The sequence below is a fragment of the Klebsiella sp. 1SOBk10mer genome (assembly GCF_046602535.1).
Lineage (GTDB): Bacteria > Pseudomonadota > Gammaproteobacteria > Enterobacterales > Enterobacteriaceae > Klebsiella > Klebsiella quasipneumoniae.
The window spans coordinates 111,598-137,306 of sequence record NZ_JBKIUP010000003.1 but is presented as its reverse complement, the minus strand read 5'-3'; the positions used below and the strand labels follow the sequence as shown (position 1 = coordinate 137,306).

General features: G+C 57.1%; 27 protein-coding genes and 2 pseudogenes. 15 read left to right on the top strand and 14 right to left on the bottom strand.

All coding sequences use genetic code 11. The features are described from left to right. Nucleotides 1-50: 50 nt before the first annotated feature. Nucleotides 51-746, top strand: coding sequence for a dethiobiotin synthase (gene bioD, locus ACLH1I_RS10605; RefSeq protein WP_004206045.1), 696 nt, complete (start codon nucleotides 51-53; stop codon nucleotides 744-746). Here bioD and clcB read toward each other — a convergent pair. The 6 genes and pseudogenes from clcB to ACLH1I_RS10575 form a co-directional block, all read right to left on the bottom strand. Continuing rightward, complete coding sequence (gene clcB, locus ACLH1I_RS10600) at nucleotides 699-1,994, bottom strand: voltage-gated ClC-type chloride channel ClcB (RefSeq protein WP_198079751.1); 1,296 nt, start codon at nucleotides 1,992-1,994, stop codon at nucleotides 699-701. The two genes, bioD and clcB, sit on opposite strands and share 48 nt — an antisense overlap. Nucleotides 1,995-2,127: 133 nt before the next feature. Then, nucleotides 2,128-2,736 (bottom strand): Tat proofreading chaperone DmsD, encoded by a 609-nt coding sequence (gene dmsD, locus ACLH1I_RS10595; protein ID WP_048324097.1) that lies wholly within the window; start codon nucleotides 2,734-2,736, stop codon nucleotides 2,128-2,130. A 41-nt stretch (nucleotides 2,737-2,777) separates the two neighbouring features. After that, complete coding sequence (locus ACLH1I_RS10590) at nucleotides 2,778-3,635, bottom strand: DmsC/YnfH family molybdoenzyme membrane anchor subunit (protein ID WP_048324100.1); 858 nt, start codon at nucleotides 3,633-3,635, stop codon at nucleotides 2,778-2,780. A gap of 1 nt (nucleotide 3,636) precedes the next feature. Continuing rightward, the gene (locus ACLH1I_RS10585) at nucleotides 3,637-4,254 is read right to left on the bottom strand and encodes a DMSO/selenate family reductase complex B subunit (RefSeq protein WP_048324102.1); all 618 of its coding nucleotides are present in this window, start codon (nucleotides 4,252-4,254) and stop codon (nucleotides 3,637-3,639) included. Nucleotides 4,255-4,264: 10 nt separating this feature from the next. Further along, nucleotides 4,265-6,700: pseudogene (gene ynfE, locus ACLH1I_RS10580) on the bottom strand (selenate/tellurate reductase subunit YnfE). 150 nt (nucleotides 6,701-6,850) lie between these two features. After that, a complete protein-coding gene (locus tag ACLH1I_RS10575; RefSeq protein WP_004206039.1) occupies nucleotides 6,851-7,120 on the bottom strand; it encodes a DUF1161 domain-containing protein in 270 nt (89 codons plus the stop codon). A 101-nt stretch (nucleotides 7,121-7,221) separates the two neighbouring features. On the opposite strand from ACLH1I_RS10575, the gene ACLH1I_RS10570 reads away from it, so the two are divergent. After that, on the top strand, nucleotides 7,222-7,932 hold the full coding sequence (locus tag ACLH1I_RS10570) for a YnfC family lipoprotein (protein WP_017900332.1): 711 nt from the start codon (nucleotides 7,222-7,224) through the stop codon (nucleotides 7,930-7,932). On the opposite strand, the gene speG is transcribed toward ACLH1I_RS10570, so the two are convergent. Both speG and ACLH1I_RS10560 read right to left on the bottom strand, forming a co-directional pair. Continuing rightward, on the bottom strand, nucleotides 7,926-8,486 hold the full coding sequence (speG, locus tag ACLH1I_RS10565) for a spermidine N1-acetyltransferase (protein ID WP_004206037.1): 561 nt from the start codon (nucleotides 8,484-8,486) through the stop codon (nucleotides 7,926-7,928). The two genes, ACLH1I_RS10570 and speG, sit on opposite strands and share 7 nt — an antisense overlap. A 66-nt stretch (nucleotides 8,487-8,552) precedes the next feature. Then, nucleotides 8,553-8,894 (bottom strand): DUF1283 family protein, encoded by a 342-nt coding sequence (locus tag ACLH1I_RS10560; protein ID WP_004206035.1) that lies wholly within the window; start codon nucleotides 8,892-8,894, stop codon nucleotides 8,553-8,555. Between the two features lie 108 nt (nucleotides 8,895-9,002). Here ACLH1I_RS10560 and ACLH1I_RS10555 point away from each other — a divergent pair, with 108 nt between their 5' ends. The 4 genes from ACLH1I_RS10555 (at nucleotide 9,003) to ACLH1I_RS10540 (ending at nucleotide 13,195) form a co-directional block, all read left to right on the top strand. Continuing rightward, on the top strand, nucleotides 9,003-9,365 hold the full coding sequence (locus ACLH1I_RS10555; protein WP_072140454.1) for a YnfA family protein: 363 nt from the start codon (nucleotides 9,003-9,005) through the stop codon (nucleotides 9,363-9,365). 114 nt (nucleotides 9,366-9,479) lie between these two features. Continuing rightward, nucleotides 9,480-10,763 carry an MFS transporter gene (locus tag ACLH1I_RS10550; protein ID WP_048324105.1) on the top strand — a complete coding sequence of 428 codons (1,284 nt, stop codon included), beginning with the start codon at nucleotides 9,480-9,482 and terminating at the stop codon, nucleotides 10,761-10,763. A gap of 269 nt (nucleotides 10,764-11,032) precedes the next feature. Continuing rightward, nucleotides 11,033-12,496 (top strand): mannitol dehydrogenase family protein, encoded by a 1,464-nt coding sequence (locus ACLH1I_RS10545; protein ID WP_064794832.1) that lies wholly within the window; start codon nucleotides 11,033-11,035, stop codon nucleotides 12,494-12,496. A gap of 267 nt (nucleotides 12,497-12,763) precedes the next feature. Next, nucleotides 12,764-13,195: a universal stress protein gene (locus tag ACLH1I_RS10540; RefSeq protein ID WP_004206026.1), complete on the top strand. Its 432-nt coding sequence runs from the start codon at nucleotides 12,764-12,766 to the stop codon at nucleotides 13,193-13,195. 51 nt (nucleotides 13,196-13,246) lie between these two features. On the opposite strand, the gene ACLH1I_RS10535 is transcribed toward ACLH1I_RS10540, so the two are convergent. Both ACLH1I_RS10535 and ydfG read right to left on the bottom strand, forming a co-directional pair. Further along, nucleotides 13,247-13,933, bottom strand: coding sequence for a GntR family transcriptional regulator (locus ACLH1I_RS10535; RefSeq protein ID WP_004206025.1), 687 nt, complete (start codon nucleotides 13,931-13,933; stop codon nucleotides 13,247-13,249). Between the two features lie 91 nt (nucleotides 13,934-14,024). Next, nucleotides 14,025-14,774 carry a bifunctional NADP-dependent 3-hydroxy acid dehydrogenase/3-hydroxypropionate dehydrogenase YdfG gene (ydfG, locus tag ACLH1I_RS10530; RefSeq protein WP_004206024.1) on the bottom strand — a complete coding sequence of 250 codons (750 nt, stop codon included), beginning with the start codon at nucleotides 14,772-14,774 and terminating at the stop codon, nucleotides 14,025-14,027. A 130-nt stretch (nucleotides 14,775-14,904) separates the two neighbouring features. Between ydfG and dcp the strand changes: the two genes are divergently transcribed. From dcp to ACLH1I_RS10510, 4 genes are all read left to right on the top strand, one after another. Next, the gene (gene dcp, locus ACLH1I_RS10525) at nucleotides 14,905-16,950 is read left to right on the top strand and encodes a peptidyl-dipeptidase Dcp (RefSeq protein WP_004206022.1); all 2,046 of its coding nucleotides are present in this window, start codon (nucleotides 14,905-14,907) and stop codon (nucleotides 16,948-16,950) included. A 303-nt stretch (nucleotides 16,951-17,253) separates the two neighbouring features. Next, complete coding sequence (locus ACLH1I_RS10520) at nucleotides 17,254-17,835, top strand: cytochrome b/b6 domain-containing protein (RefSeq protein WP_004206021.1); 582 nt, start codon at nucleotides 17,254-17,256, stop codon at nucleotides 17,833-17,835. 51 nt (nucleotides 17,836-17,886) lie between these two features. Then, nucleotides 17,887-18,576 (top strand): VIT family protein, encoded by a 690-nt coding sequence (locus ACLH1I_RS10515; RefSeq protein ID WP_032455996.1) that lies wholly within the window; start codon nucleotides 17,887-17,889, stop codon nucleotides 18,574-18,576. A gap of 110 nt (nucleotides 18,577-18,686) precedes the next feature. Beyond that, nucleotides 18,687-19,223, top strand: coding sequence for a GNAT family N-acetyltransferase (locus ACLH1I_RS10510; protein WP_004206018.1), 537 nt, complete (start codon nucleotides 18,687-18,689; stop codon nucleotides 19,221-19,223). A gap of 78 nt (nucleotides 19,224-19,301) precedes the next feature. Here ACLH1I_RS10510 and ACLH1I_RS10505 read toward each other — a convergent pair whose 3' ends face one another. Beyond that, nucleotides 19,302-19,973 carry an SOS response-associated peptidase gene (locus tag ACLH1I_RS10505; RefSeq protein ID WP_048324107.1) on the bottom strand — a complete coding sequence of 224 codons (672 nt, stop codon included), beginning with the start codon at nucleotides 19,971-19,973 and terminating at the stop codon, nucleotides 19,302-19,304. 338 nt (nucleotides 19,974-20,311) lie between these two features. After that, a complete protein-coding gene (locus ACLH1I_RS10500; RefSeq protein WP_272481999.1) occupies nucleotides 20,312-20,407 on the bottom strand; it encodes a YnaM/YnfT family protein in 96 nt (31 codons plus the stop codon). Between ACLH1I_RS10500 and ACLH1I_RS10495 the strand changes: the two are divergent. The 3 genes and pseudogenes from ACLH1I_RS10495 to ACLH1I_RS10485 all read left to right on the top strand — a co-directional run. Beyond that, nucleotides 20,367-20,459, top strand: a pseudogene (locus tag ACLH1I_RS10495) (hypothetical protein); the annotation flags it as partial. The gene ACLH1I_RS10500 and the pseudogene ACLH1I_RS10495 sit on opposite strands and share 41 nt — an antisense overlap. A 450-nt stretch (nucleotides 20,460-20,909) precedes the next feature. Further along, nucleotides 20,910-21,383 carry an Hsp20 family protein gene (locus ACLH1I_RS10490; RefSeq protein WP_017900339.1) on the top strand — a complete coding sequence of 158 codons (474 nt, stop codon included), beginning with the start codon at nucleotides 20,910-20,912 and terminating at the stop codon, nucleotides 21,381-21,383. 169 nt (nucleotides 21,384-21,552) lie between these two features. Further along, the gene (locus ACLH1I_RS10485; protein ID WP_004206011.1) at nucleotides 21,553-22,065 is read left to right on the top strand and encodes a 2-oxo-tetronate isomerase; all 513 of its coding nucleotides are present in this window, start codon (nucleotides 21,553-21,555) and stop codon (nucleotides 22,063-22,065) included. Between the two features lie 20 nt (nucleotides 22,066-22,085). On the opposite strand, the gene ACLH1I_RS10480 is transcribed toward ACLH1I_RS10485, so the two are convergent. Next, nucleotides 22,086-23,303: a diguanylate phosphodiesterase gene (locus ACLH1I_RS10480; RefSeq protein ID WP_004206010.1), complete on the bottom strand. Its 1,218-nt coding sequence runs from the start codon at nucleotides 23,301-23,303 to the stop codon at nucleotides 22,086-22,088. 399 nt (nucleotides 23,304-23,702) lie between these two features. Here ACLH1I_RS10480 and ACLH1I_RS10475 point away from each other — a divergent pair, with 399 nt between their 5' ends. Beyond that, entirely contained in the window at nucleotides 23,703-23,822 is a 120-nt protein-coding gene (locus tag ACLH1I_RS10475; protein ID WP_138100189.1) for a small membrane protein, read from the top strand. Nucleotides 23,823-23,851: 29 nt separating this feature from the next. Here the strand turns inward: ACLH1I_RS10475 and kbvR are convergent, their stop codons facing one another. Next, the gene (gene kbvR, locus ACLH1I_RS10470) at nucleotides 23,852-24,463 is read right to left on the bottom strand and encodes a LuxR family transcriptional regulator KbvR (protein WP_004206009.1); all 612 of its coding nucleotides are present in this window, start codon (nucleotides 24,461-24,463) and stop codon (nucleotides 23,852-23,854) included. A 311-nt stretch (nucleotides 24,464-24,774) separates the two neighbouring features. On the opposite strand from kbvR, the gene ACLH1I_RS10465 reads away from it, so the two are divergent. Next, complete coding sequence (locus ACLH1I_RS10465) at nucleotides 24,775-25,683, top strand: helix-turn-helix domain-containing protein (protein WP_048324109.1); 909 nt, start codon at nucleotides 24,775-24,777, stop codon at nucleotides 25,681-25,683. Nucleotides 25,684-25,709 lie beyond the last annotated feature (26 nt).

The window sequence follows — 25,709 nt, the reverse complement described above, 5'->3', positions numbered from 1 at the left end:
TTGATTATTTCTCTCCCGTATATTTCATCGACAAAACTGTGGGGTTAGTGATGTTTAAGCGTTTCTTTATTACAGGTACAGACACCTCTGTCGGGAAGACAGTGGTTTCCCGTGCGCTGTTGCAGGCACTTGCTGCCAGAGGCAAAAGCGTGGCCGGGTACAAGCCTGTGGCGAAGGGCAGCAAAGAGACGCCGGACGGTTTGCGTAACAAAGACGCGCTGGTGCTGCAGAGCGTCTCCACGCTGGCGTTACCCTATGAGGCTGTCAATCCCATCGCCTTAAGCGAAGACGAAAGCAGCGTGGCGCACAGCTGCCCGATCAACTACGGTCTGCTGTCGGATGGTTTGCAGCGGCTGACCGGGCAGGTTGAACATGTGGTGGTTGAAGGCACCGGCGGCTGGCGCAGCCTGATGAACGACCTGCGACCGCTCTCCGAATGGGTGGTACAGGAGCAGCTCCCGGTGCTGATGGTGGTGGGGATCCAGGAAGGGTGCATCAACCATGCGCTGCTGACGGCCCAGGCGATCGCCAATGACGGGCTACCGCTGATCGGCTGGGTGGCCAACCGCATTAACCCCGGTCTGGCGCACTACGCCGAAATCATCGATGTGCTCAGCAAAAAGCTGCCGGCGCCGCTCATTGGCGAGCTGCCGTATCTGCCGCGCGCCGAGCAGCGTGAGCTAAGCCGCTACGTCGACTTAGACATGCTCGGCAACGTGATGGCGATAGATCGAATCCCGGCGTAACGTCCGCGACAGCACCGACGCCGCCACGCAGGTGATCAACAGGCCGGGAAGCAGCGTATACTGCCCGGTCATCTCACAAATCATCAGGGTCGACATAATGGGCGCATGGGTGGTGGCGGCAAGAAACGCCGCCATGCCGGTCAGTCCCATCATCAAAGCCATCTCCTGATCCCCCGGTAGCCACAGCCCGCTGAAGCGGGCAAACAGCATGCCCATCGCCAGACCAACAAACAGCGTGGGGGTAAACACCCCGCCCGGCGCGCCGGAGCCACTGCTGGCCAGCACCGCCAGCAGTTTGCACAGGAATACCGCCACCAGCAGCGCGCCGGGCGGCGGCAGCAGGAGATAGCTTTGCACCACGCTGTAGCCGTTGCCCCACACCGCCGGAGTGATGAGCGATAAGCCGCCGACTATCAGCCCGCCCAGCGCCAGCTGCCACGGCGGCGCCAGCTTCAGCCTGACGAACCCGCGGTGGCTGTAGGCCATCAGCCAGATAAACAGCGGCCCGCACAGCCCGGCCAGCAGTCCGGTGGCGAGCATCAGGCCATAGTGCAGCGCGCTAAGGTCCTGCTGCAGGACGACATGGTACAGCGGCGCGGCGCCGCCGTTGAGAAACTGGGTGAGCAGCAGGGCGATCACAGCCGAGATGACAACCGGCCCAATCGAGGCCAGCATCAGCGTGCCAAAGAGAATTTCAGCGATAAACAGGCTGCCGGCCAGCGGGGCATGATAGGCGCTGGCCATCCCGGCGGCGGCGCCGCAGGCGACCCACAGCTTCCATTCTGCCTGCGGCGTGAAGCGGCGGGCGAACAGCGAGGCCGCCAGCGCGGCCAGCAGGATCATGGCGCCTTCCCGGCCAATCGCGCTGCCGGTGACCACCACCAGCAGCGAGGCCAGCGACTTCACCAGGCTTGCCGGCGTATCGAAGCAACCGTCCCCGGTTTCCAGGGCTTCCATATAATCGGTGGCGGCGTGCGGGCGGGCAATGCTGCGCCGCTGCCAGAGCCAGAGAAGTGTCCCTGCCGCCAGTCCCCCCAGCGCCGGGGTAATCAGCCGCCGCCACGCCGGCAGCGACTGCGCGGCGTTGACCAGGCTCCCGCTGTCGTTACCGAGAAACAGCGTTTCCAGCACCACTATGGCATGGCGAAACAGGGCCACCGCCAGGGCGGCGAGCAGGCCAATCAGCGTGGCGATCAGCAGGCGACGAAACATCACCTGCACGTCAGGATAGGGATGAAGACGGTGCATCGGTCATGGCGAGAGTCGGAAAACATGGCCTTATTGTGATAGGGAATAACCTTATATGCAAAAGCGATAAGTGCGGGTCACGGTCAGGCGTGCAAATAAGGAAACCGCGCCGACTACCGGCGCGGTAAAGGGATTAGCGATAGAGCGGCTTTTCCGCCACGGCGATCGGCAGATTCTCCTGCCACTGCGCCAGGGTCGCCTGCGCCAGCTGACCCAGCGCCTGGTAGAAGGGGTGGGCAGCGCGTTCGACAAAGACGCTCAGGAAGCGTCCGGACCACGGCAGCAGATGCCAGGCCAGCAGCTGGCCAAACAACGCCTCCTGCTCCGTTTCGCACAGCCACGCCGCCAGCAGCAGCAGGGTGCCGAAATGGTCTTCCGGCTCGTTGCGATTGGCGTCCAGTGCGATGCCGTTCGCGCGCATCCATTCGCGCAGGGCCAGCGTGGATTCGCCGAACAGCACCGATTCTTTATCCAGCCAGACGGATCCCCATGGCGGCGCCGGCAGGGCCCATGGTCCGATAAACAGGCGCTGCCAGGCTTCCGGCAACGACTCTTCAACCGACGCGGCAAACCCCGATGCCAGCGGGGCGGCAACCGGGTAGGGCCACTGTTGCTGCCAGCTGCCGTCCTGGAAGGCGGCGACCAGCGGCGCGATTTGCGCGTTATTCGGCGCATAAGAGAACAACGCGCCCAGGGTACGGGCGCTTAACGCGACGGCGTCGCGGTGTGGGAACGGCATCATCACTTATTCCTTTCTGCGGCGCGCGCCGGCGCGCCGTCTCATTAACCGGCAACCGCCATACCGACGGTCATATGTAGCCCATAAAACAGGCCGCGGCCAATACATTCAGCAATCAAGACCAGCAGCAGACCAGCCAGTAGCCCCGCCGCGCGCGGCGGCTGGCGACGGATCAGCGGGCACAGCCAGCAGCTGAGTCCCAGCGCCAGCAGGATCAGGCGTAAGGCCTGCAGTCTGCCGTAATTCGGCAACAGGCTGGCCGCCTGCTGAACGGAGCTGTGAATAGTACTGAGCCCGGCGCTTTGCATGACGATCACCGCGGCGCTGATGACCAGCGCGGCCACGCTCAACCCAGCAATAAACCAGCCGTTAACGTCGACTTTCGCCATTTGCAACAGCAGGGCGGCGAACAGCGGCCCGCTAAGGAGTATCGTCAGGAAGAAGGCGCTGGTGGTGTAGCCAGTGTACCATGTCGGTACAGTATCGATTTGATAAACCCGGGTCATCGCGAGGACAAACAGCAGCCCCAACAGCAGGGTGATCACCAGCCAGATTTTGCCCAGCGCCGCCGGCATTTTTTCCAGCACTGCCAGCAGCCACCAGAATCCGCCCACAGCGAAAAACAAGGCGCCGCTGGCGATTTCGTTGCTCAGCGCCGAGGCGCCGACGCGGTTCAGCGAGTTAAACGCGCGCAGTGGCGAACCGAGATGCATAACTGAAGCGAGAAAGCCGATCCCCATCAGCAGCCAGATAAAAAACATGCTGCGCACCAGACGCTGCCGCGCTTCGCGCTGGTCCGCCAGCTCGAGCCAGACCAGACCGCTGATGAGTGTCGCGCCCACCACGCATTGCCCCAGTACCGTAAACAGCACCAGCGGCCATTCATGCCATCCGCTTCCCATCTCACACCTCCTTCGGGTTTGCCAGATAACCGGTGGTATCGCCACACGGCCGGGCGTTGCGGTTAGGGTTGATCGCGATGCTCGGCTGAGTGAAGTGCGCCGAGGGCAGCGGGGCTACCGCCGCCAGTTGGCCGTGCTTAGCACGCAGTTCAGCAATCGGCCCGAAATCGAGCGCCCGCAGCGGGCAGGACTCGACGCAGACCGGCTTTTTCCCCTCGACGACGCGCTCATGACAGCCGTCGCACTTGGTCATATGGCCTTTGTCGGCGTTGTACTGCGGCGCGCCGTACGGACAGGCCATATGACAGTAGCGGCAGCCGATGCACACCTCTTCATCCACCACCACAAAACCGTCTTCGCGCTTGTGCATCGCCCCGCTCGGGCAGACTTTGGTGCAGGCCGGATCGGCGCAGTGGTTACAGGCGATGGAGAGGTAATAGGCAAAAACGTTCTGCTGCCAGACGCCGTTGTCCTGCTGCCAGTCGCCGCCGGCGTACTCGTAGATGCGACGGAAACTGACTTCCGGGGTCAGGTTTTTATAGTCCTTACAGGCCAGCTCGCAGGTTTTGCACCCGGTACAGCGAGCGGAGTCGATAAAGAATCCATATTGCGTGCTCATGGTTTACTCCTTAAACCTTCTCGATATCGACCAGGTTGGTATGCTGCGGATTCCCTTTCGCCAGCGGCGACGGGCGATGGGTGGTCAGGGTATTCATGCAGGCGCCATGGTCAACCCGGTCGCCGGCCATATTGGCGTCGTGCCACGCGCCCTGGCCCATCGCCGACACGCCCGGCATGATGCGCGGCGTCACTTTCGCCGGCAGCCGGACTTCGCCGCGCTGGTTGAACACCCGCACCAGATCGCCGTTATTAATCCCGCGTTTTTCCGCGTCAAGCGGGTTGATCCACACTTCCTGACGGCAGGCGGCCTGCAGCACATCCACGTTGCCGTAGCTGGAATGGGTGCGCGCCTTATAGTGGAATCCAAATAGCTGCAGCGGATACTGACTGCGCAGCGGATCGTCCCAGCCTTCAAATGTGGAGGCGTAGACCGGCAGCGGGCTGATGACGTCGTCTTTCTCCAGCTGCCAGCGGGCGGCAATCTCGGCGAGCCGGCTGGAGTAGATCTCAATTTTGCCGGACGGGGTGTTGAGCGGATGCGCTTCGGGATCGCGGCGGAAGTCGCGATAGGCGACGAAGTGGCCGTTCGGATCCTTGCGTTTGTAGATGCCCATTCGCTTCAGCTCCTCGTAGGCCGGCAGCGCCGGATCTTTCGCCACCATTTTGGTGTACAGATGCTGCAGCCACTGCGCCTGCGTGCGCCCCTCGGTAAAACGCTGGTAGACATCGTCGCCGAGCCGTTTCGCCACTTCGCTTAAGATCCAGTAAATCGGTTTGCGTTCAAACTTCGCCGAGGTGGCGGGCTGGATGAAAATCAGATAGCCCATATTGCCGGCGTAATCGTTGGGAATGATATCCTCTTGCTCAACGGTCATCAGGTCGGGCAGCAGCAGGTCGGCATATTTCGCCGACGAGGTCATAAAGTTGTCGATGACCACGATGGTTTCGCACTTGCTCTCGTCCTGCAGAATATCGTGCGTCTTATTGATGTCGGAGTGCTGGTTGATGATGGTGTTGCCCGCGTAGTTCCACAGGAATTTGATTGGCACATCCAGCTTCTCTTTGCCACGCACACCGTCGCGGGTGGCGGTCATTTCCGGACCACGGGCGATAGCGTCGGTTCAGGTGAAGCAGGAGATGGCGGTTTTCACCGGGTTTTCCAGCACCGGCAGACGCTCGATGGTGATGGTGTAGGTCGATTCGCGGGCGCCGCTGTTGCCGCCGTTGATGCCGACGTTGCCGGTTAAGATCGGCAGCATGGCGATTGCCCGGGCCGAGAGCTCGCCGTTGGCCTGGCGCTGCGGCCCCCAGCCCTGGCAGATGTAGGCCGGTTTGCTCATGCCGATGTCGCGCGCCAGCTTAATGATGCGATCGGCTGGGATGCCGGTGATACGCGAGGCCCACTGCGGCGTTTTGGCGACGCCGTCGTCGCCCTCGCCGAGAATATAGGCTTTATAGTGGCCATTCTCAGGCGCCCCGGCCGGCAGCGTCTTCTCATCGTAGCCGACGCAGTATTTATCAAGGAACGGCTGATCCACCAGATTCTCGTTAATCAACACCCAGGCGATACCGGCGACCAGCGCGGCGTCCGTGCCGGGGCGAATGGGGATCCACTCATCTTCGCGACCGGCGGCGGTATCGGTGTAGCGCGGATCGATAACGATCATCCGCGCGTTGGAGCGCTCGCGGGCCTGTTCCAGATACCAGGTAATGCCGCCGCCGCTCATGCGGGTTTCCGCCGGGTTGTTGCCGAACATCACCACCAGCTTGCTGTTTTCAATATCTGAGGTGCTGTTGCCGTCGTTACTGCCGTAGGTGTAGGGCATGGCGCAGGCGATCTGCGCGGTGCTGTAGGTACCGTACTGGTTAAGCGAGCCGCCGTAGCAGTTCATCAGCCGCGCCACCGGCGAAGCGGAAGGCGAGGAGCGAGTGATGTTCCCGCCGACAATTCCTGATGAGTAGTTAATGTACACGGCTTCGTTGCCATATTCCGCGACGACGCGCTTCAGGCGGTCAGCAAGGGTATCCAGCGCTTCCTGCCAGCTGATACGCTCAAATTTACCTTCTCCGCGTTTTCCCACGCGCTTCATCGGATAGTTAAGGCGATCCGGGTGGTTGATGCGCCGGCGAATCGAACGCCCGCGCAGGCAGGCGCGGACCTGGTGATCGCCATAGCGGTCGTCGCCGGTGTTATCCGTTTCGACATACACCACTTCATCATCACGCACGTGTAACCGCAGGGCGCAGCGGCTGCCGCAGTTGACCGAACAGGCGCCCCAGACAATGCGGGTGTTGTCGCCGGCAGCCTGTTGTACTGCCGCCGCGGCGCTGCGCAGCGTAAAGGGGAGGGGAAGCCCGCCGGCGGCCAGCGCCAGAGAACCGAGGGCTGTGGATTTAAGTAACGCGCGTCGGGTGACGCCGCCGGAAGATTCCTGATTCGACATTGCTCACTCCATGATGGTTATGCTGGGCGGAGAAGGGCCGCCGCGTCATTAACAGACGCCGGGGTGAGCGATAATACATTATGGGTAGCCGGCAGATCTTATCCCTGGTCAATGCAGGGATAAGATCTTTCGTTTGAAAGCGAAGTGGGCTTACTGTGCGTCGTTTTCGGCGGGACTGTCGCTGTTACGGGTGTAGGTGATTTTGAAGGTGTCATTGGCGCAATGACCGACCACCTGAGCGCCGGGCTGGTCCGCCTGGTCGTTGGGCACAATGGCCAGACTGAAGGCCGTTTCCGGTACGCCATTGTTAATGATCTTCTGTTGAATATCATTTTTGACCCGTTCACAGGAGTCGGGGGCCGCCAGTACGGTCGTGGAGCACAGCAGCAGCGCGGCGCCTGTCCAGAGGGATAGTTTCATCTTACGCTCCTTATCGATGTTATCCAGATTTAAGCATAGCAGAACTGGTGTAAACAATTGTATTTGCTAATATGATTGGATGTACACAAAAGGAATCACCTGTGAAAAGACTGTATTGGCTGATCCCGACCGCGCTGTTGCTGACGGCGTGCGACCGCGAAAGCGTCCCGGAAGCCTTCACCCCGGAGATGGCGAGTTTTTCCAATGAGTTTGAGTTCGATCCGCTGCGCGGACCGGTGAAAGATTTTAGCCAGACCCTACTGGACGAACACGATGTGGTGGTCAAAAAGGTGAGCGCGCAGCTGTCAAAAGAGGGATGTTTCGATCTGTTGACGCTGGAGGATGTGGAGAATAACACCGGCGCGACGCTGCTGCTGGACGCCAACTATTACGTCGATGGCCGCACCCATGAGAAGCGGCTGCGTCTGCAGGGGAAATGTCAGCTGGCGGAGATGCCCGCCACCGGCGTGAGCTGGGAAACGGATGATAACGGCTTTATTATTAGCGCCCGCGGCAAAGAGACCACCGCCACCTACCGCTACGACAGCGATGGCTATCCGCTGGGGAAAACCACCACCGCCAAAGAGGAGCGATTTACCGTTGCCTCCACGCCGTCGAAGGATCCGCGCAAGAAAATGGACTATACCGCCATCAGCACCTTCAACGACCGCACGCTGGGCACAGTGCGCCAGACCTGCGACTACGATCGCCATGACAATCCGCTGAGCTGTGAGCTGCAGGTGATCGATGAAAGCGTCCAGCCGCCGCTGACCCGCCACTACACGATTAAAAACCGCATTGATTATTACTGAGCCGTCGGCTTCAGCAGGGAGGGCCCCGGCGTTTTGTGTTCCGCCAGATACTGATGCTGGAACAGACACATGCGGATGGTGTTGCGATACTCGCCGTTAATGAAAAACTCATGGATCAGTTCACCCTCGACCATAAAGCCGAGCTTGCGGTAAATATGGATCGCTTTTTCATTCTCTTTATCGACAATCAGATACAGCTTATACAGATTGAGCACGGTAAAGCCATAGTCCATCGCCAGCCGCGCGGCGCGGGTGGCGAGGCCTTTTCCCTGGAAGTCGGGCGAGATGATGATCTGGAACTCGGCCCGGCGGTGCACATGGTTGATTTCAACCAGCTCCACCAGTCCGGCTTTATCGCCATTGCATTCGATCACAAAGCGACGCTCGCTTTGGTCGTGAATATGCTTGTCGTACAGATCGGAAAGCTCAACGAAGGCTTCATAGGGCTCTTCAAACCAGTAGCGCATCACACTGGCGTTGTTGTCGAGCTGGTGAACAAAGCGCAAATCTTCGCGCTCAAGGGGGCGGAGTCTGACGTGTAGCGCGTCGGTCATGGGAATTCCTGTGGTCAAAGCGGAAAAGAGGGGACGGAAAGGCGGCGCCCGCAGGCGCCAGCATGCTCAGGGATTGATCGCCCGGCCGGTACGGCGGTCAAGGCAGCGCAGGGTGTTTGGTTCCCAGTAGGCATTGACGTTGGCGCTCTTCTGGCAGTTATCCTGCGCGTCAAAGGCGACATCGGTTTTGTCCCACTCTTTTTCCGCCCGTTTGTTCACCTTCTGGCGCAGGCTGCGGGTGTCGTTCCATTGCTCTTTTTCCATCGACGCCTGCTGACGGCTTTGCGCGCTGTCGCCTGACTCAATCACCAGCCGGTCGGTGGCTGCGAATGAGCTGGAGGTATAGACCACGGCGCTTAACGCCAGAATGGCGGTCAGGCACCAGCGTTTGTTCAGTGTCATGTTCATCACGATTTCCTTTAGGTGATGGGTTAACCCTCAGGTTAAGTTTACTACAGCTGTTTTGCCGGGCATAGCCGACAAAACAGCATAGGGAAAGGGCTATTATCGCGTAGAATAGTTCAACGCTTTGTCTCTTTTACGAATCTTTTAATGCTCAAAACCACGCTGCTGTTCTTTGCCACCGCTCTGTGTGAAATCGTCGGCTGCTATCTGCCGTGGCTATGGTTAAAACGCGGGGCCACGCCGCTGCTGCTGATCCCCGCCGGCCTGGCGCTGGGGCTGTTCGTCTGGCTCCTGACGCTCCATCCAACCGCCAGCGGGCGGGTATATGCCGCCTACGGTGGCGTGTATGTTTGTACCGCATTGCTCTGGCTGCGGGTCGTTGACGGAGTCAAATTAACCCATTATGACTGGGCGGGGGCGGCCATCGCGCTGTGTGGGATGCTGATCATCGTGGCGGGCTGGGGACGGGCATAAGCCCGTCTAATGTGATCCCTGCCACTTTTTTAAACCCTAATTCTTGTATGGTAGTCGACCTGTTGCCTTACTTATCAGACATCATATTGGGTTATGACTCTGTAAGGAACAACGATGGCTATTGAGACATTTGCCCCACAGGCGGGTGCAACGCCGCTGCGCATCCGTCGGGTGCAGAAGATCACCCTGACGCTGCTGTTTATCGCCGGTATCGTTAACTTTCTGGACCGCTCTTCCCTGAGCGTCGCCGGGGAGGCGATACGCGCCGATTTGGGTCTGAGCGCCACCGAGTTCGGGGTGCTGCTCTCCGCTTTTTCGCTCTCCTACGGCTTCGCGCAACTGCCCTCGGGCATTTTGCTGGATCGCCTCGGACCGCGGGTTGTGCTGGGCGCCGGGCTAATATTCTGGTCTGCGATGCAGGCCCTGACCGGGATAGTCAATTCGTTCTCGCATTTTATTCTGCTGCGCATTGGCCTCGGGATCGGCGAAGCGCCGTTTATGCCCGCCGGCGTGAAATCGATCAACGACTGGTATGCGCAACGAGAGCGCGGCACAGCGGTGGGGATATTTAACTCCTCGACGGTGCTGGGTCAGGCCATCGCCCCGCCGGCGCTGGTCATCATGCAGCTGGCCTGGGGCTGGCGGACAATGTTTGTGGTGATTGGTGTAGCCGGTATCCTGGTCGGCCTGTGCTGGTATGTGGGATACCGTAACCGGCGGCAATTCACCCTGCAGGAGGAGGAGCAACGCTATCTGGCCAGCGAGGAGGCGGCCCGACCGGCGCTGAAACTGAGCGAATGGCTGGCGCTGTTTAAACGACGTACCACCTGGGGGATGATCCTCGGCTTCTCCGGGGTGAACTATACCGGCTGGCTGTATATCGCGTGGCTGCCGGGTTATCTGCAGGCGCAGCAGGGATTGAGCCTTGCTAAAACCGGCTGGGTGGCGGCGATCCCGTTTCTCGCTGCGGCGGTGGGCATGTGGGTCAATGGGCTGGTGGTCGATGCGCTGGCGCGCAGAGGCTACGATCTGGCGAAAACCCGCAAAACGGCGATTGTAGCCGGACTGGTGCTTTCCGCGCTCGGCACGCTGTTGGTGGTGCAATCAAACACGCCGACCCAGGCGGTGGCGTTTATCTCCATGGCGCTGTTCTGCGTCCATTTCGCTGGCACCTCGGCCTGGGGATTGGTACAGGTGCTGGTGGCGGAACATAAAGTGGCGTCGGTGGCGGCGATCCAGAACTTTGGCAGCTTTGTGTTTGCCTCCTTCGCGCCGATCGTCACCGGCTGGGTTGTGGATACCACCCACTCTTTCAATCTGGCGCTGGTGATCGCCGCCGGCGTGACCTTCGCCGGGGCGCTGTGCTACTTCTTTATCGTCAAAACCCGCATCGATTAACCGGCCTGGAAGCAACAGGCCCGCAGGGAGGCGTGGCCTGTGCCATGTTCCGTCTTCTCTTACCGCTTCGTGGTGGATTTTCTCCTGTCATCTCAGAGATTTTGTGACCGCTCGCCAGCGAGCACAACCCGGCAAAAGCTTCTTGTATGGTAGTTGACAGAAATCAAAGATGTTATACCAATTGCGTGAGATGGTTGAGGCACAAAGGCATTCTCCTCGAGAGTTCTCCCAGAGAATGGTTGATGAGCCACATAACAACGAGAGTTACCATGGAAAACACCCTCTTAACCGCTAACGCCATCCTGCCCGGCTACGATCGCCACGCGCTGGTCCCCTGTATCGTCCATCTGGGTTTTGGCGCGTTTCACCGCGCCCATCAGGCGGTATACGCCGATATACTGGCCAGCGAGTACGGCAGTGACTGGGGCTACACTGAAGTCAACCTGATTGGCGGCGAGCAGCAGATCGCCGATCTCCGGCAGCAGGATCTGCTGTATACCGTGGCCGAAATGTCCGCCGACGCGTGGACCGCGCGCGTGGTCGGGGTGGTGAAGCAGGCGCTGCATGCCCAGGTCGATGGTCTCGAGGCCGTGCTTTCGGCGATGTGTGAGCCACAGGTGGCCATTGTCTCCCTCACCATTACCGAGAAAGGCTATTGCCATTCGCCCGCCAGTGGCGAGCTGCAGCTCGATCACCCGCTGATCGCCGCCGATCTCGCTAACCCGCGCCAGCCGAAATCGGCAGCGGGCGTGGTGGTGGAGGCTTTAGCGCGCCGCCGGGCGGCAGGGCTGCCTGCCTTTACCGTGATGTCCTGCGATAACATGCCGGAAAACGGTCATGTGATGCGCAACGTCGTTTGCGCCTACGCCCGGGCGCTGGACGCGGACCTCGCTGCATGGATAGAACAGAACGTCACCTTTCCGTCGACCATGGTGGACCGCATTGTCCCGGCGGTGACCGCGGAAACCCTCGATAAAATTGAACAGCTGACCGGCGTGCGCGACCCGGCTGGGGTGGCCTGTGAGCCGTTCCGCCAGTGGGTGATTGAGGATAATTTTGTCGCCGGACGTCCACAGTGGGAGAAAGCGGGGGCGGAGCTGGTCGCCGATGTGGTGCCTTTCGAAGAGATGAAGCTGAGGATGCTCAACGGCAGCCATTCGTTCCTCGCCTATCTCGGCTATCTGGCCGGTTATCAGCATATCAACGACTGTATGCAGGATGACAACTACCGCCGCGCGGCGCTGGCGCTGATGCTGGACGAGCAGGCCCCGACCTTAAAAGTGCAGGGGGTGGATCTGTCACACTATGCCAGTCTGCTGATTGACCGCTACTGCAATCCGGCGCTCAAACACCGTACCTGGCAGATTGCAATGGACGGTAGCCAGAAGCTGCCGCAGCGCATGCTGGACTCGGTACGCTGGCATCTGGCGCACCAGCATGACTTCACGCTGCTGGCGCTGGGCGTGGCGGGGTGGATGCGCTATGTCGGCGGTGTTGACGACGCCGGCCAGGCAATCGAAATTTGCGATCCGCTGCTGCCGGTGATCCAGCAGGCGGTAGCCGCCAGCGCCGATGGCGAAGCGCGCGTCAAAGCGCTGTTGGGCATTGAGGCCATCTTTGGCCGGGAGCTGCCGCAGGAAGCGCGGTTCGTCTCGGCGGTGACCCGCGCCTATGTAGCGCTACAGCGTCAGGGGGCGAAAGCCACCGTTGCCGCATGGGCTGAGGCGCAATAATCATTTGTTCCCGGTGTCGGTCATGGGGTCGACACCGGCTCTTCTGCTGTTTCTGCACGGTTCCGCTGATAAATCTTTTTTGCTGTTGATCGCTTTTAGCAGGCTAAAAATATGATCGAACGCAATGTCCTTACATAACTCTATATTTCCCTGATTTACTAAAGATAATTAGCTGTTATTTTTCCGAATAATGGCTGGTCATTCACCGCAAAAATGGCATAGTTAAGTTATTGAAAAATCATTTTCTCTGGAAAAGGAGTGCGGGCCATGTATAAAAAGATTTTATTGCCTGTTGATGTTTTTGAAATGGATTTAAGCGATAAGGCAGTGCGTCACGCGGAATTTCTCGCATCGGCGGAAAATGGCGAGATCACCTTGCTCAACGTCCTGCCGAACAGCAGCCGTTCGTTATTACGCGGATTTACGGCGGATATTCGTAAATTCGAAGCCTATATGCAGGAAGAGTCAGAGAAAAAGATGCGCGAGGTGGCGCGACTGTTCGACCTGCCAATGTCACGGATCCATACCCGGGTCGTGTTTGGTAACGTGCGCGATGAAATTCTGGCTATCAGTAACAACGAAGCGTTCGATGTGATAGTGATTGGCTCCCGCAAACCGGGGATCTCCACCCATCTGCTGGGCTCCAACGCCGAGTCCATTTTGCGCTACGCCAAAACGCCGGTGCTGGTGGTCAGATAATCCCCTCCGTCACGACGGCTGCGTCAGCCTTATTTCGCAGCCGTCTGGTCCTTACTCTTCGCTAAACCAGTCGCGATTCTCCTGGCGGATCAGCAGCACAGATTCGCTGATTTCATGCAAATGAATACTCATGGCTTTCTCGACTGCCTCAGCGTCGCGTTTTTCCAGCGCGGTAAAAATTTCGTGATGCTGGCGCAGAAGCATCTCCGGGGAGGAGACATGGTCAAGGCTCATGTAGCGCACGCGGTCAATGGCGGCTTTGATGTTTTCCACCGTATCCCAGGCCAGCTGACAATCGGCAATAACCGATAGCTTCTGGTGAAATTCATCATCAAGCAGGAAAAAATCGTTTAACTGCTGGCGGTCGACGGCAATACGCTGCTGATGGAGATTCTGCTCCAGCTGATAGACTTGCTCATCGTTAATCATGCCAGCGGCACGGCGGACCACCGCGCACTCAATCGCCTGGCGGACAAAGCAACCATTGCGCACCTGAGACAGGGAGATTTTGTTGACGTAGCTGCCGCGCTGGGGACGGATCTGGATAAGTCCATTCTCCGCCAGCTTAATAAAGGCCTCGCGCACCGGCTGACGAGATACCGCAAAACGCACGGAGACTTCTTTCTCCGACAGCGGCGTGCCAGGCGGGATGAGGCAGTGAACGATATCCCGGCGGAGGATGCGATAAATTTGCTGATTAACGGGTTGCGTCGGATTCAGTTGCGATTCTGCGGCCATTGATGGTTACTTTTTATGGGGTTATGCGCACTATTTTACGCGTTTTTTGCGGTTCCGCCCATACCCGGCCATCAGGCCGGGTGGCTGACGGTTAGCCCTGGCGGTGAACGCTGAGCCCGGCAAAGCTCTGGCTCACCGGCATCATCTCCAGGGTGTTGATGTTGACGTGTTTCGGTAGGGTGGCCACCCACCAGACCGCCTCGGTCACATCTTCCGGCGTCAGGGCTTCGGTGTTCTCGTAGGTTTTACCGGCTTTGGCGTCATCGCCTTTAAAGCGGACGTTAGAGAACTCGGTGCCGCCCACCAGGCCCGGCTCGATGTCGGTGACGCGCACCGCGGTGCCGTGCAGGTCAGTGCGAAGATTGAGGCTGAACTGGCGCACAAAGGCTTTGGTCGCCCCATAGACGTTACCGCCGGCATAAGGCCAGCTGCCCGCCGTGGAGCCGATGTTGATGATATGGCCGCGATTGCGCGCCACCATGCCCGGCAGGACGGCGCGGGTCATGTACACCAGCCCTTTATTATTGGTGTCGATCATATCTTCCCAGTCTTCCACGCTGGCGCGGTGCGCCGGCTCCAGGCCGAGCGCCAGACCCGCGTTGTTCACCAGCACATCGATAGCCTGCCACTCGGCGGGCAGGTCAGCAATCAGCGTCTCAATAGCGGCGCGGTTGCGGACGTCCAGTTGCGCGATATAAAGATTATCGCCCAGCTCGTCTTTCAGCGTCTTCAGGCGCTCTTCGCGACGTCCGGTGGCAATCACTTTATGACCGTTAGCGACAAAACGGCGAGTAATACTTTCACCAAAACCGGCAGTGGCGCCGGTGACCATGATAATCATCTTACTGTTCCTCAACGCTTTTTGTGTTTTCATACCATAGCACGCACAGGCGGCGACCGGTAACGGAAATCATTGCGACCCCTTAAGGAGAAGCCTAATCTTACAGGATTAGCCTGTGCAGGAGAGAAAGATGTCCGAACAAAACCCCTTTTTTAGCGTCAGTCTGTTGCCTTACCAGGCGCCGCGGTTTGACCTGATCGAAGACAGTCACTATCGGCCGGCGTTTGATGAGGGCGTTCGGCAGCAGCGCGAGGAGATCCGCGCCATTATCGACAATCCGCAGCCGGCCAGTTTCGCCAACACGCTCGAGGCGCTGGAGCAGAGCGGACAGCTGCTGGCGCGGGTGACGCGGGTCTTTTTCGCCATGGCCGGCGCCCATACCAACCCTTATCTTCAATCACTGGATGAACAATTTTCCGCCGAGCTCGCCGGGCTGGGGAATGACATCTGGCTCAACGAGGCCTTATTCCAGCGGGTGAACAGCGTCTACGAACAGCGCGAGACGCTCGCGCTTGACGGCGAATCCCTGCGTCTCCTGACCCTGACATGGCAACGTTTTGTTCACGCCGGGGCAACGCTGGACCCGGCGCAGAAGGCGGTGCTGCGCGCGCTGAACACTGAAGCGGCCACTTTGCAAAGTCAGTTCCAGCAGCGGCTGCTGGGGGCGGCGAAAAGCGGCGGCCTGGTGGTCGATGACCGGCATCAACTGGATGGCCTGAACGATGAGGAGATAGCGGCGGCTGCCGAGGCGGCGCGCGAAAAAGGGCTCAGCGATCGCTGGCTGCTGACGCTGACCAACACCACCCAGCAGCCGCAGCTGCTTGCGCTGCGCGACCGGCAAACGCGGGAAAATCTTTTCGCCGCCGGCTGGACGCGCAATCAGCAGGGCGATGAGCATGATACCCGTCGTCTGGTGCTGCGGCTGGCGGCGATCCGCGCGCAGCAGGCGGAACTGCTGGGGGCGGCAGATTACGCCAGCTGGGCGCTGACCGATCAAATGGCGGCTTCCCCGGCGGAGGCATTGGGCTTTATGCGTCAGATCGCGCCGGCGGCGCGGGCGAGGGCGGAACGTGAGCTGGCGGACATCCAGCAGGTGATCGACAACGAAGGCGGGGCGTTTCACGCGCAGGCATGGGACTGGCTTTACTACAGCGAGCAGGTGCGGCGGGCTGCCTATGCCATTGATGACGCGCAGCTTAAACCCTATTTTGCCCTCGAGCGCGTGCTGCAGGACGGCGTCTTCTGGACGGCATCGCAGCTCTTTGGGCTCCGCTTCGTGGAGCGCTTTGACATCCCGGTGTACCACCCGGATGTGCGGGTCTGGGAGATCTTCGACCACAATGGCGAAGGGATGGCGCTGTTTTATGGTGATTATTTCGCGCGCGATTCAAAGAGCGGCGGCGCCTGGATGGACGTGTTTGTCGAACAGTCGACCCTGCGGGAGCAGCGCCCGGTTATCTATAACGTCTGCAACTACACCCGGCCGCAGAGCGAGCAGAGCGCGCTGTTGTCATGGGATGAGGTGATCACCCTGTTCCATGAGTTTGGCCACGCCCTGCACGGGCTGTTTGCCAACCAGCGTTATGCCAGCCTCTCCGGCACCAATACCCCGCGGGATTTTGTCGAGTTCCCGTCGCAAATCTTCGAACATTGGGCCAGCCATCCGCAGGTATTTGCCCATTATGCGAAGCATTATCGCTCCGGAGAGCCGATGCCGGAGGCGCTGCGCGACAATATGTTGCGTGCGGCAACTTTCAATAAAGGATATGACATGAGCGAGCTGCTAGCCGCCGCGCTGCTCGATATGCGCTGGCACACGCTGTCGACCACTTCGTTACCGGAAGAGGTGGATGCGTTTGAACAGAAAATACTTCGGGATGAGCAACTGGATCTGGCGGCCGTTCCCCCGCGCTATCGCAGCAGCTACTTCTCCCATATCTTCGGCGGGGGCTATGCGGCAGGCTATTACGCCTATCTGTGGACCCAGATGCTGGCCGATGACGGCTATCAGTGGTTCGTGGAGCAGGGCGGTTTGACCCGTGAGAACGGTCAGCGCTTCCGGGAAGCGATTCTGTCGCGCGGCAATAGCACTGATTTAGCTGAACTTTATCGCCAGTGGCGCGGACACGATCCACAGATTGAGCCGATGCTGGAAAACCGTGGGCTGAGTGCGTAGGGTCATTTCGGGCTGACACGATAACCGGGCGCGATGCCCGGTTTATTGACCCCTTTTTGTTCCTCAAATGTCTCCACACTGTTCTCCCCAGTCCCCCCTCAAATTCTGAGAAAAAACGATACCGGCGATATTTCCGTCGCAGTAACGGGGCGGCACAGGTGACAGCGACTTTGTCCGTTTTCCAAACACAGAAAAAGAGGACATCAGGCGCCACTTATTTCCCTGCAAACACGGGTGTTAAGGTTTAATTAACAAACAGGCAGGATACTGACCTCGCCAATCCTCTCATAAAATGGCCAAATCATGAACGAACAGTTACGTAATGCACTACCGCATAAAGACACCCCTTTTTTCCGCATGCTGCATATTATTGTCGCCACCCTGATTCTGCTGCAGATTATTAGCTCTAATTTCACTGAAAGTGAGGCGCTTCGCGACCTGAATATTACCGGGGTCGTCACATGGTTTCATATTGTCTCGGGATTAGCGCTGATTGCGCTTGGTGCGGTGATGCTGGTTTGGATGCTTAATACGCGCGGGTTTCGATACTATTTTGCCTGGTCGACGTTTGATTTTCGTGGTGTGGTTGAAGACAGTAAACAGCTGATGACATTTCGTCTTCCTGAAGCCCATGCCGGGGGCATAGCGGCAATGATTCAGGGGCTTGGCGTACTGGCACTGTTAGCGGTCGCACTCTGTGGTGGACTCTGGTTTGTACTGGACACCGCGTCATGGGCGTCACCGTCGCTGGCGGAAACAGTCCTTCATTGGCATAAGTTTCTGACGGTGTTCATTGAAACCTATTTCTGGGCACATGGTGCGATGGGAGTGCTGCATATCTTTCTCTCCTTTCGCCGTCAAAGGAAACAAGCGATTATTGATTAATGTTCTGCACTTTCTAATTCCGATGAGGATGCGTATTTAAAGGGAAACGACATGCATCTTGAACGACACAGCATCGAAACCGTCGGCTGGCTAAGGGCTGCGGTTCTGGGAGCAAATGACGGGATTGTCTCAACCGCAAGCCTGGTGCTCGGCGTCGCCTCTGCAAACAGCGGCTCTTCGGGTGTACTACTGGCGGGGGTCGCCGGGCTGGTTGCTGGCGCCATGTCTATGGCCGCAGGAGAATATGTTTCGGTATCATCCCAGGCGGATACCGAAGCCGCGGCGCTTGCCCAGGAAAAAAGCGAGCTTGACGCAGATTATCAGGGAGAGGTGCGGGAGTTGACATCACTTTATATCCAACGTGGTGTGGAGCCAGCGCTTGCCCGGCAGGTAGCAGAGCAGCTTATGGCTAAAGACGCTCTGGAGGCTCATGCCCGCGAAGAACTGGGGTTAACGGATGTCCTTTCTGCGCGACCTTTGCAGGCGGCTCTCTTTTCGGCAGTGAGTTTTTCCGTCGGGGCGGGGTTGCCTTTGATCGTTGCCTTGTTATCGCCAGCAAAATTGATATCCATCTCTATCTTCTTTTCTACACTTTTTTCACTGGCTGCGCTGGGCTATCTCTCTTCCGTTGTGAGTAACGCACCGCCTGTCAGGGCGATCATCAGAATTACGTTCTGGAGCTCGCTGGCCATGCTTTTTTCGATGGGGATTGGGCGTATCGCCGGGCAGATACTATTGTAGAATTGTCGAGGGTCTGTTCCTCGACCGCTCCTCATCACTGGTTGAGCTCATCGTGGGGTTTTAATCGGCAGGGAGGAGCACTGCCCACCTCATTCGTCAAGGAGATACGTTTGCATATTGAGACTCATCGCCTGCGTCTTCGCCCTGTCATGGCTGAAGATGTTGTCGATCTATACCGAATTTATGGCGATCCGGCGACAAATACCTTTAACCCCGCAGGGCCCTATCCGGATATTGACTATGCCAGTACGGTTCTCCAGCGCTGGCTTGCCCACTGGCACGATCGCGGATTTGGCAACTGGGCCATATCGGCGCGTGATACCCCGGAAAAAATCATTGGCTTTGGCGGCGTAAGTCTACGCAGTTATAACGATGTCACCATTAACAATCTCGGATATCGGTTTTCCACTGAGGCATGGGGAAAAGGACTGGCCACCGAGTTTGCGATTGGCGCGATAAGATATGGCTTCGAGGCGCTTAAACTTGCGGAGATGTCAGCGGTTGTCCGGGCTAACCATCTGGCTTCGCAGAAAGTTCTCGAGAAAGCCGGGATGAGGTACATTAACGATATTGCTGATGTAAAAGATGCGCCGCCGAGTCTGCTCTATTCGTTGACCTTAAGCGAGTGGTTAAGCCAGTCGGGGTAACCCGCGGGCGCTTATTCGCAAGGCTGGATCGCACCGCAGCCGGCGCATCAGGTGGGGATTGCTCACAGAATCATGCGTTCATTCTACTGGCTCAATTAACTCTGGCCCTTGATTGTTGACATTGCCGACCGCCCGCGATACCGCATGCCAGATGAAATCGTCGGCGGTGACGGCTCCGTCCCTGGCAATCTCCGCCGCTTCCGCGCCGGTGACTTCTTGCCTCATCCATTCCCGGGCGGCTTCCGGCGCCAGGACCAGCGGCCGGCGGTCATGAATATCGACAAGACCGCGATCGGCGGCAGCGGTCACCAGCAAAAATCCTTCGGCGCTATCCCCGCGTTCGAAGGGCGTGCTGCCAATAGCGGCCATAAATATCGGCTGGCCATCCTTGCGCTGGATGAAGTAGGGCTGCTTTTTCTCTCCGGCCTTTTTCCACTCAAACCAGCCGTCGGCGAAGCAGATCGCCCGCCCGTGCTGCCACAGCGGTTTGAACATCCTGCTGGTGGCTGCGGTCTCAACGCGGGCGTTGATCAGCGGGGATTTATCCCACCATCCTGGCGCATAACCCCAGTAAACGGGATCGAGGTGGAGTTGCGCATTCCTTTCACTCAGGAGTAACACTTTTGTCCCGGGTGCCACGTTATACCGCCCAATCGGCGCCGGGTCCCAGGGGATATCATGTTCAGCCTCTTCGGCAAGATAAGCCAGATATTCTTCCCGCGTCTGTGCTTGCGCAAAACGTCCGCACATCGCCACCTCCAGCATAATGTATAAAGGAAAGTATAGTTCATCAGGGAGGGGCCGTTGTGAGAAATGATTTTGAAATCATGCGATTGTGATTCCTTCCCCCAGGCGTATGGCTGACGTCTGGGCACATACTGTTTAAGTTGCCTATATTGCAGGCCATGATTCTGGCCTGAAATATATTAATAGAAGTTACGTATTCACCATGTGAATTGTTGTTGCGATAAATGTACGCAGGCGCAAGTACTGAGTATATGTCGCCTGAACAAGGCGTGTAGATGGGGTTGAAGGTGGGGCGTTTACCCGCCGCTGCAACAGACGAAAGGCAACGGCGTAGAAAAAGATTAGTTATCCGGGTTGTTGGAGATGCCTCTCCATACCATCCCCAGACCGATCAACATCGACGCGAAGAGGGCGAACAGGGTGGTAGAGATAAAAATGCTGGTCATTATGATGCCTCAGAAAGTGCGTATGCAGATTATTAGGCACGGGGGGACGAGAAAGGTTCCTTCCCTGGCGGATTATCTTTTCACCAGCGTCTTTCCGTCTGGCGCCAGCGAGGCGGATGTCATATCGAGGCACCGCTCTTGACGGAGGGATAATGCGGGGAGCCGTGTTTCTCCCTGCGCTGTTGCAGGAAGCCACTGGCAGGGGGATGCGTCGCGTTTCGGGCGTTGACATCCCATTGTACAAGTTATATATACATGTCGCTTCTGTTTATTGAATGTTAAACAGCATCAGTTATGGGACTCAGAAGCACCACACCCCCGCCGTCGGGCGGGGGTTACTTTGCCACCTGACCTGGTTATTTCTCACTGTGAGTGACGAAGAAAATTTTTATTTCAGGTCTTGAAAAACGCGCTTTAGCTATTATTTTATATAGCGGACAAGCAATGCTTGCCTTTATGTTGAGCTTTTGAATGGATATTCAGGAGGTTAATGATGGCACTCAAAACCTTGTCAGCACTCCCGGTATTTGCTGATTCCCTTTTTGCCGATCGCTTTAATCGTATTGACCGTCTTTTCAGCCAGTTAACTGGCGATACGCCGGTGGGTACCTTACCTGCCTACGATTTACAGAAAGTGGATGACAGTAATTTTCTGCTCAGCGTCAGCGTACCAGGCTGGAAAGATGATGAACTGGAAATTGAGACCGTAGGCGGTAATTTACATATTACCGGCAAACGCGCGCAAACCGAAAATCATTCCGGCGGCAGCCAGGGCTGGATTTATAAAGGCATTCGTCGGGCTGATTTCCAGCTCAGTTTCTCGCTTCCTGAACACGCCCAGATTAATCAGGCGCAGCTGGATAGCGGGATCTTAAAAATTGCTATCCATCAGGAAATACCCGAGAGCGAAAAACCGCGCAAAATTGCGATTGAGAATCAAGGCAGGGTGATCGAGCATAAAGTTTGATTGCGCCTCTGTCCTAAAGTTATTCATTTCAAGGCCCGCGCTGCGGGCCTTTATATTATCCGCTAAAGGAGGCGTAAACGGCCGCCCGGCGATCAGAGAAATCGATATGCTATCCTGTAAACAGGGCCTGTGAGGCTGTGTTCCTTCTAAAAGTCGGCGAGGTGTCAGAATGACGGACCAAATCGATAAAGACGCACAAAATACCCATGAATTGACCACTCGGGTGGCCCGGGCGCTTATTGCGAGAGGCTGGCGACTGACCACGGCGGAATCCTGCACCGGTGGCAATCTGGCGGCGGCGCTCTGTGCTCAGGCTGATACCGCGGCCTTTTATGATACCGGCGTGGTTACCTTCAGCGATGAAGCCAAGCGCAACGTGCTGCAGGTCCGCGCGGAAACCCTGGCGGTACATAGCGCTGTCAGCGAAGCGTGCGTTCAGGAAATGTCGACCGGTATTTTGACGTTAGCCGGGGCCGATATCGCCATCGCCATCAGCGGCTATGCGGGGCCGGAAGGAGGGGAGGATGGAACTCCCGCCGGGACGGTATGGTTTGCATGGAACTTTCGCGGCCAGATCGAAACCCAACGGATGCGCTTTACCGGTGACTGCGAGGCAGTGGTGGCACAAGCGGTGCGCTTCGCCATGGCGGCGCTGGGCGAAAAGCTCGCCCACTGGCAGTGACGCTACTGGACGCTGCGCCCTTACAGATCCGCAGCCTGGCGCTCTACCGGCCAGAGAATCTCCCCGATGCCATTCAGACAAGGCCGGGAGAACAGGAAGCCCTGAAACAGGCGAATGCCAACCGACTGTAGCCAGCACCACTCCTCCAGGGTTTCAACGCCTTCCGCCACGACCGTGATGCCTAAATCTTCGCAGCAGCGGACGACCGAGGCGACAATCGCCTGCTTGGTGCCGCTGATATGAATGTTGCGCACCAGCTCTGCGTCCACTTTAATTTTGTCAGGCTGAAAGCGGGTCAGTAACGACAGGCCGGAGTAACCCGCGCCAAAGTCATCGATGGCGAGCTTCATGCCCGCGACGCGCAGCGCTTTGAGCACCTTGCGGAACTGGTCGAAGCAGGTGATCACCTCCGTTTCGGTGACCTCTATCAGCACCTGGTCCGGCCTGAGGCCGGCCGCCAGCAGGCTGTTCATCAGCCAGCCGACGGCGTCAGGATGGTTATACAGTGAACCGGGCAGCAGGTTAATGGCCAGTTGGTGTTTGCCAAGCGGTAGCTGACCTGCGAGAGAGAAGGCATATGCTTTGCTCTCGAGGTCGAAACGGTAACGATCCTCCGCCGGGATGGCGGCAAACATCTCCACAGGGGATCCGCCGGTAGGGCTGCGGATCAGCGCTTCAAAGGAGGAGATTCGCTTTTTCGCTGGTTCGACGATAGCCTGCAAGGCAAACTGGCAGGGTTGATCGGGCAGATGACGCGGCGTGGCTGTGCCCCCGGCGGCCCTCATCGTCCAGCGAGAAGGCTGCAACGGCTCGGGGAGACAATAGCGCCCACCGTTAGCGATAAAGGCGTTAATCAGTCGGAACATCCGGTCGTTGATTGGCTCGGTGACCCCGAACGAGCTAATGCGCAGGATCTCCTCCAACGCGCCATCGTTATCGTAAAGACGGAGATCCAACATGCGCATCCCGGTGCCGCGAAAGCGACGGTAGGCCGAATAGTCGCGCATCAGCTCAACCACATCGCGATGGCGCGGATCGCTTTGTATTTCGTGGAATAACGACTCCAGACTCTCCTCGCTCCCTTCCAGCACCTGGAAGAACTGCAGGCCGTTAAACAACAGAATGCCGGTGATGCCAAGGGGCGTATTTTTCCCGCAGGCGCGATGAATTAAAGCGTCGAGATCGGTGAGCGGGCGGTCAGGATCAACCTGGCTGCGATAAATCAGGGTGGTTAGCATTAGTCATTCCGGTCGCTGCAGCAAAGCTGCGATGGCCTGTGCAGCGCATGTTGAGAAAAGTATGGCCTGCCCCCCAGATAGGGAGTCTGTATTTGGTGCCCTTTAACTAACCGTGATGTCCGCACGCAGAACGTGAGTTTCACTTGGTGACTACCTTCACTCTACAGGGAATCTAAAGTTTAGCTATCTTTTTCGCATGCTCAATGCAAAAAAGGGCAAACAGACCGATCGCATTTTTTGGAAATATTGGCTCAGCGTATTAACTTACCGGTTAATACTCGTCACCAGGAATTATCCTACCATTCTATTTCACGCTCTCAAAAAGCGATGCTGGTCTTGCCTCGATAAAATGGAATGCATAATATCAGTCCAGGTTAAATTTCTTTTTTTAGGTCTGCTATGAGTGACTTGTTTATTATTTTATGCCTGATTCTCTGCCCCGTTATTTCTTTGTGGAGTGGTGTTTCTTACATTCGGGAAAGACGCAAAAGACGCTACGTCTTCCGTTCCAGAAGATAATCTGCAGAGGTAATACAATGGCGATTGTATTAACGTCTTGCGAGTAGTTTTACGAGGTTGTTAAATTGCTGGCGGCTGTTTAAATTGAACTTGCACATAATATTCTTTTTATGCGAATGAATTGTTTTATGGCTAATTTTAAGCGCCGCGGCGACTTCATGCGGACTTAATCCAATACTGAATGCGTAAATGACTTTGGTTTGCGCATCGCTGACCGTCTTGCAGGCGCAATTGATGCAACGCCGCAGGCGATTGAAGGATGGGTCATGATGAGGTGGCAGGGAGCGCTGAATCGCGCTGGCTATCTCATCTTTAAGAAGCTGAACGGGAGCGTGGGGAGGCATAAACACCGCCTGCCGCAGACAGTTGGGTAAACCCTCTTCGGCGGTAGCTTGTTCATTATCCTGAAAAATAAAAAGCGTGTATTGCTCTGGGGCATGCTGAAACAGGTCATGACACAGGTACCATTCTCCCGCCACCATTTCCGTGAAGATCACATTAGCTTGCGCCATCCCATCCGCGTTCCATTGTTGAGAAAACTGATACTCTGATCCCCCGTAGGTCTTCATCGCTTCATCCACCAGTTCCGCAATAGCAACCCGCAAATAGTGATTTTTTATATTGATCAAAAAATTCGTCATATAACTTCCCTGTTGGGTATTAAAAAAGGTGTCAGAATAAATTAAAGAATATAATGGTGAGGTGCAGACGTTTTTTAGCCGGGGTAATCTAAGGGATGTTTTTCATTAATGCAATATCTGCCTGGAAAAGTGAGATATCGGTGTATTGGTATGCGAAAGTTCCTAATAAACAAAATGTTAAGGATATATCGATCAGCGTTTTAAGCGTTTTGATGATTTTTTATTTTTGCGATGCATAAAAAGCTTAGTGATAGCCAGTATCTGTTGTTAGAATTAGCGGAGGACAAGATTACAGGAAGTATGTAGTGCTTATGAAGCAGAAACTCTATTTAAAAATGTTGGCGTGGCTGGAGGATAATATCTACTGTAACCCGGCGATCGATGACCTGGCACAGTATATGGGCTATTCGCGTCGGTTTGTGTACGAGGTGTTTTATCAATACGGCCGGTTACCCATCGGGCAGTATATTCGCCTGCGGCGCTTGACCATCGCAGCGGTCAGTCTGCGCTTAACGCGGCAACCGATCGCCGCCATAGCCTGGCAGTTAAGTTACGATTCGCCGCAGACCTTTTCCCGCGAGTTTAAGAAACGGTTCTCGCTTTCGCCACGGGAATACCGATGCGCAGCGCACTGGGATACGGCAAAACTGTTAAAAAAACTCTCCCCGGATGATGAACGTCTGCCATTGGCGCGGATCTGTTCCCTGCCGGAGCGGGTCTATTATGGCTACCCGATGAAGTATGAACTGCGCCTGTCGGATATGGTGCTGCAACGCACCGCCAAGACGGCTATCAGACAAAAGGTTGACCGTTTTTTTACCGCCGGAGAGGGCTCACTTTCCATACTCTCTGATTACGCCGCGGCGCGTCAAAATGAGCTTAACGTCGAGATTAACGCCTTTGTCGGTTGTCATGAGGCGCGAAAGCCATCGTCCACGTTGACCGCCCGGTCGGGACTCTATGTCGGAGTTGATTTCTACGGCAGCTGGTCACGCTATGCCCGTTTGTCCAGCGATCTCTATCTGGATCTGCTGCCAACGCTGGGGGTAAGCCGTCGCGACGGGTATGACATAGAATGTTTCATGGCACGCCATACGGAAGGCGGAGATACAGAAGAGAGGTGCTATCACGTACGCTATTTTATACCGGTGACGCTGAAAGCGGCGGCTCAGCAGCCGGGCAGCGATAATGAGTCAGTCCCCGCGAGGGGGACCCAATAAGGTGGCCGGAGCCACCCAAATAAACT

Bases quoted from the DNA above. Each gene is read 5' to 3' on its own strand.
- clcB (WP_198079751.1), bottom strand. From the start codon at position 1,994: ATGCACCGTCTTCATCCCTATCCTGACGTGCAGGTGATGTTTCGTCGC.
- ACLH1I_RS10480 (WP_004206010.1), bottom strand. From the start codon at position 23,303: ATGCTAACCACCCTGATTTATCGCAGCCAGGTTGATCCTGACCGCCCG.
- ACLH1I_RS10475 (WP_138100189.1), top strand. From the start codon at position 23,703: ATGAGTGACTTGTTTATTATTTTATGCCTGATTCTCTGCCCCGTTATT.
- ACLH1I_RS10560 (WP_004206035.1), bottom strand. From the start codon at position 8,894: ATGAACATGACACTGAACAAACGCTGGTGCCTGACCGCCATTCTGGCG.
- ACLH1I_RS10485 (WP_004206011.1), top strand. From the start codon at position 21,553: ATGACGGACCAAATCGATAAAGACGCACAAAATACCCATGAATTGACC.
- dmsD (WP_048324097.1), bottom strand. From the start codon at position 2,736: ATGATGCCGTTCCCACACCGCGACGCCGTCGCGTTAAGCGCCCGTACC.
- ACLH1I_RS10515 (WP_032455996.1), top strand. From the start codon at position 17,887: ATGCATCTTGAACGACACAGCATCGAAACCGTCGGCTGGCTAAGGGCT.
- ACLH1I_RS10575 (WP_004206039.1), bottom strand. From the start codon at position 7,120: ATGAAACTATCCCTCTGGACAGGCGCCGCGCTGCTGCTGTGCTCCACG.
- ACLH1I_RS10550 (WP_048324105.1), top strand. From the start codon at position 9,480: ATGGCTATTGAGACATTTGCCCCACAGGCGGGTGCAACGCCGCTGCGC.
- kbvR (WP_004206009.1), bottom strand. From the start codon at position 24,463: ATGACGAATTTTTTGATCAATATAAAAAATCACTATTTGCGGGTTGCT.
- ACLH1I_RS10520 (WP_004206021.1), top strand. From the start codon at position 17,254: ATGAACGAACAGTTACGTAATGCACTACCGCATAAAGACACCCCTTTT.
- bioD (WP_004206045.1), top strand. From the start codon at position 51: ATGTTTAAGCGTTTCTTTATTACAGGTACAGACACCTCTGTCGGGAAG.
- ACLH1I_RS10585 (WP_048324102.1), bottom strand. From the start codon at position 4,254: ATGAGCACGCAATATGGATTCTTTATCGACTCCGCTCGCTGTACCGGG.
- ACLH1I_RS10590 (WP_048324100.1), bottom strand. From the start codon at position 3,635: ATGGGAAGCGGATGGCATGAATGGCCGCTGGTGCTGTTTACGGTACTG.
- ACLH1I_RS10540 (WP_004206026.1), top strand. From the start codon at position 12,764: ATGTATAAAAAGATTTTATTGCCTGTTGATGTTTTTGAAATGGATTTA.
- ydfG (WP_004206024.1), bottom strand. From the start codon at position 14,774: ATGATTATCATGGTCACCGGCGCCACTGCCGGTTTTGGTGAAAGTATT.
- ACLH1I_RS10490 (WP_017900339.1), top strand. From the start codon at position 20,910: ATGGCACTCAAAACCTTGTCAGCACTCCCGGTATTTGCTGATTCCCTT.
- ACLH1I_RS10505 (WP_048324107.1), bottom strand. From the start codon at position 19,973: ATGTGCGGACGTTTTGCGCAAGCACAGACGCGGGAAGAATATCTGGCT.
- ACLH1I_RS10465 (WP_048324109.1), top strand. From the start codon at position 24,775: ATGAAGCAGAAACTCTATTTAAAAATGTTGGCGTGGCTGGAGGATAAT.
- ACLH1I_RS10535 (WP_004206025.1), bottom strand. From the start codon at position 13,933: ATGGCCGCAGAATCGCAACTGAATCCGACGCAACCCGTTAATCAGCAA.
- dcp (WP_004206022.1), top strand. From the start codon at position 14,905: ATGTCCGAACAAAACCCCTTTTTTAGCGTCAGTCTGTTGCCTTACCAG.
- speG (WP_004206037.1), bottom strand. From the start codon at position 8,486: ATGACCGACGCGCTACACGTCAGACTCCGCCCCCTTGAGCGCGAAGAT.
- ACLH1I_RS10545 (WP_064794832.1), top strand. From the start codon at position 11,033: ATGGAAAACACCCTCTTAACCGCTAACGCCATCCTGCCCGGCTACGAT.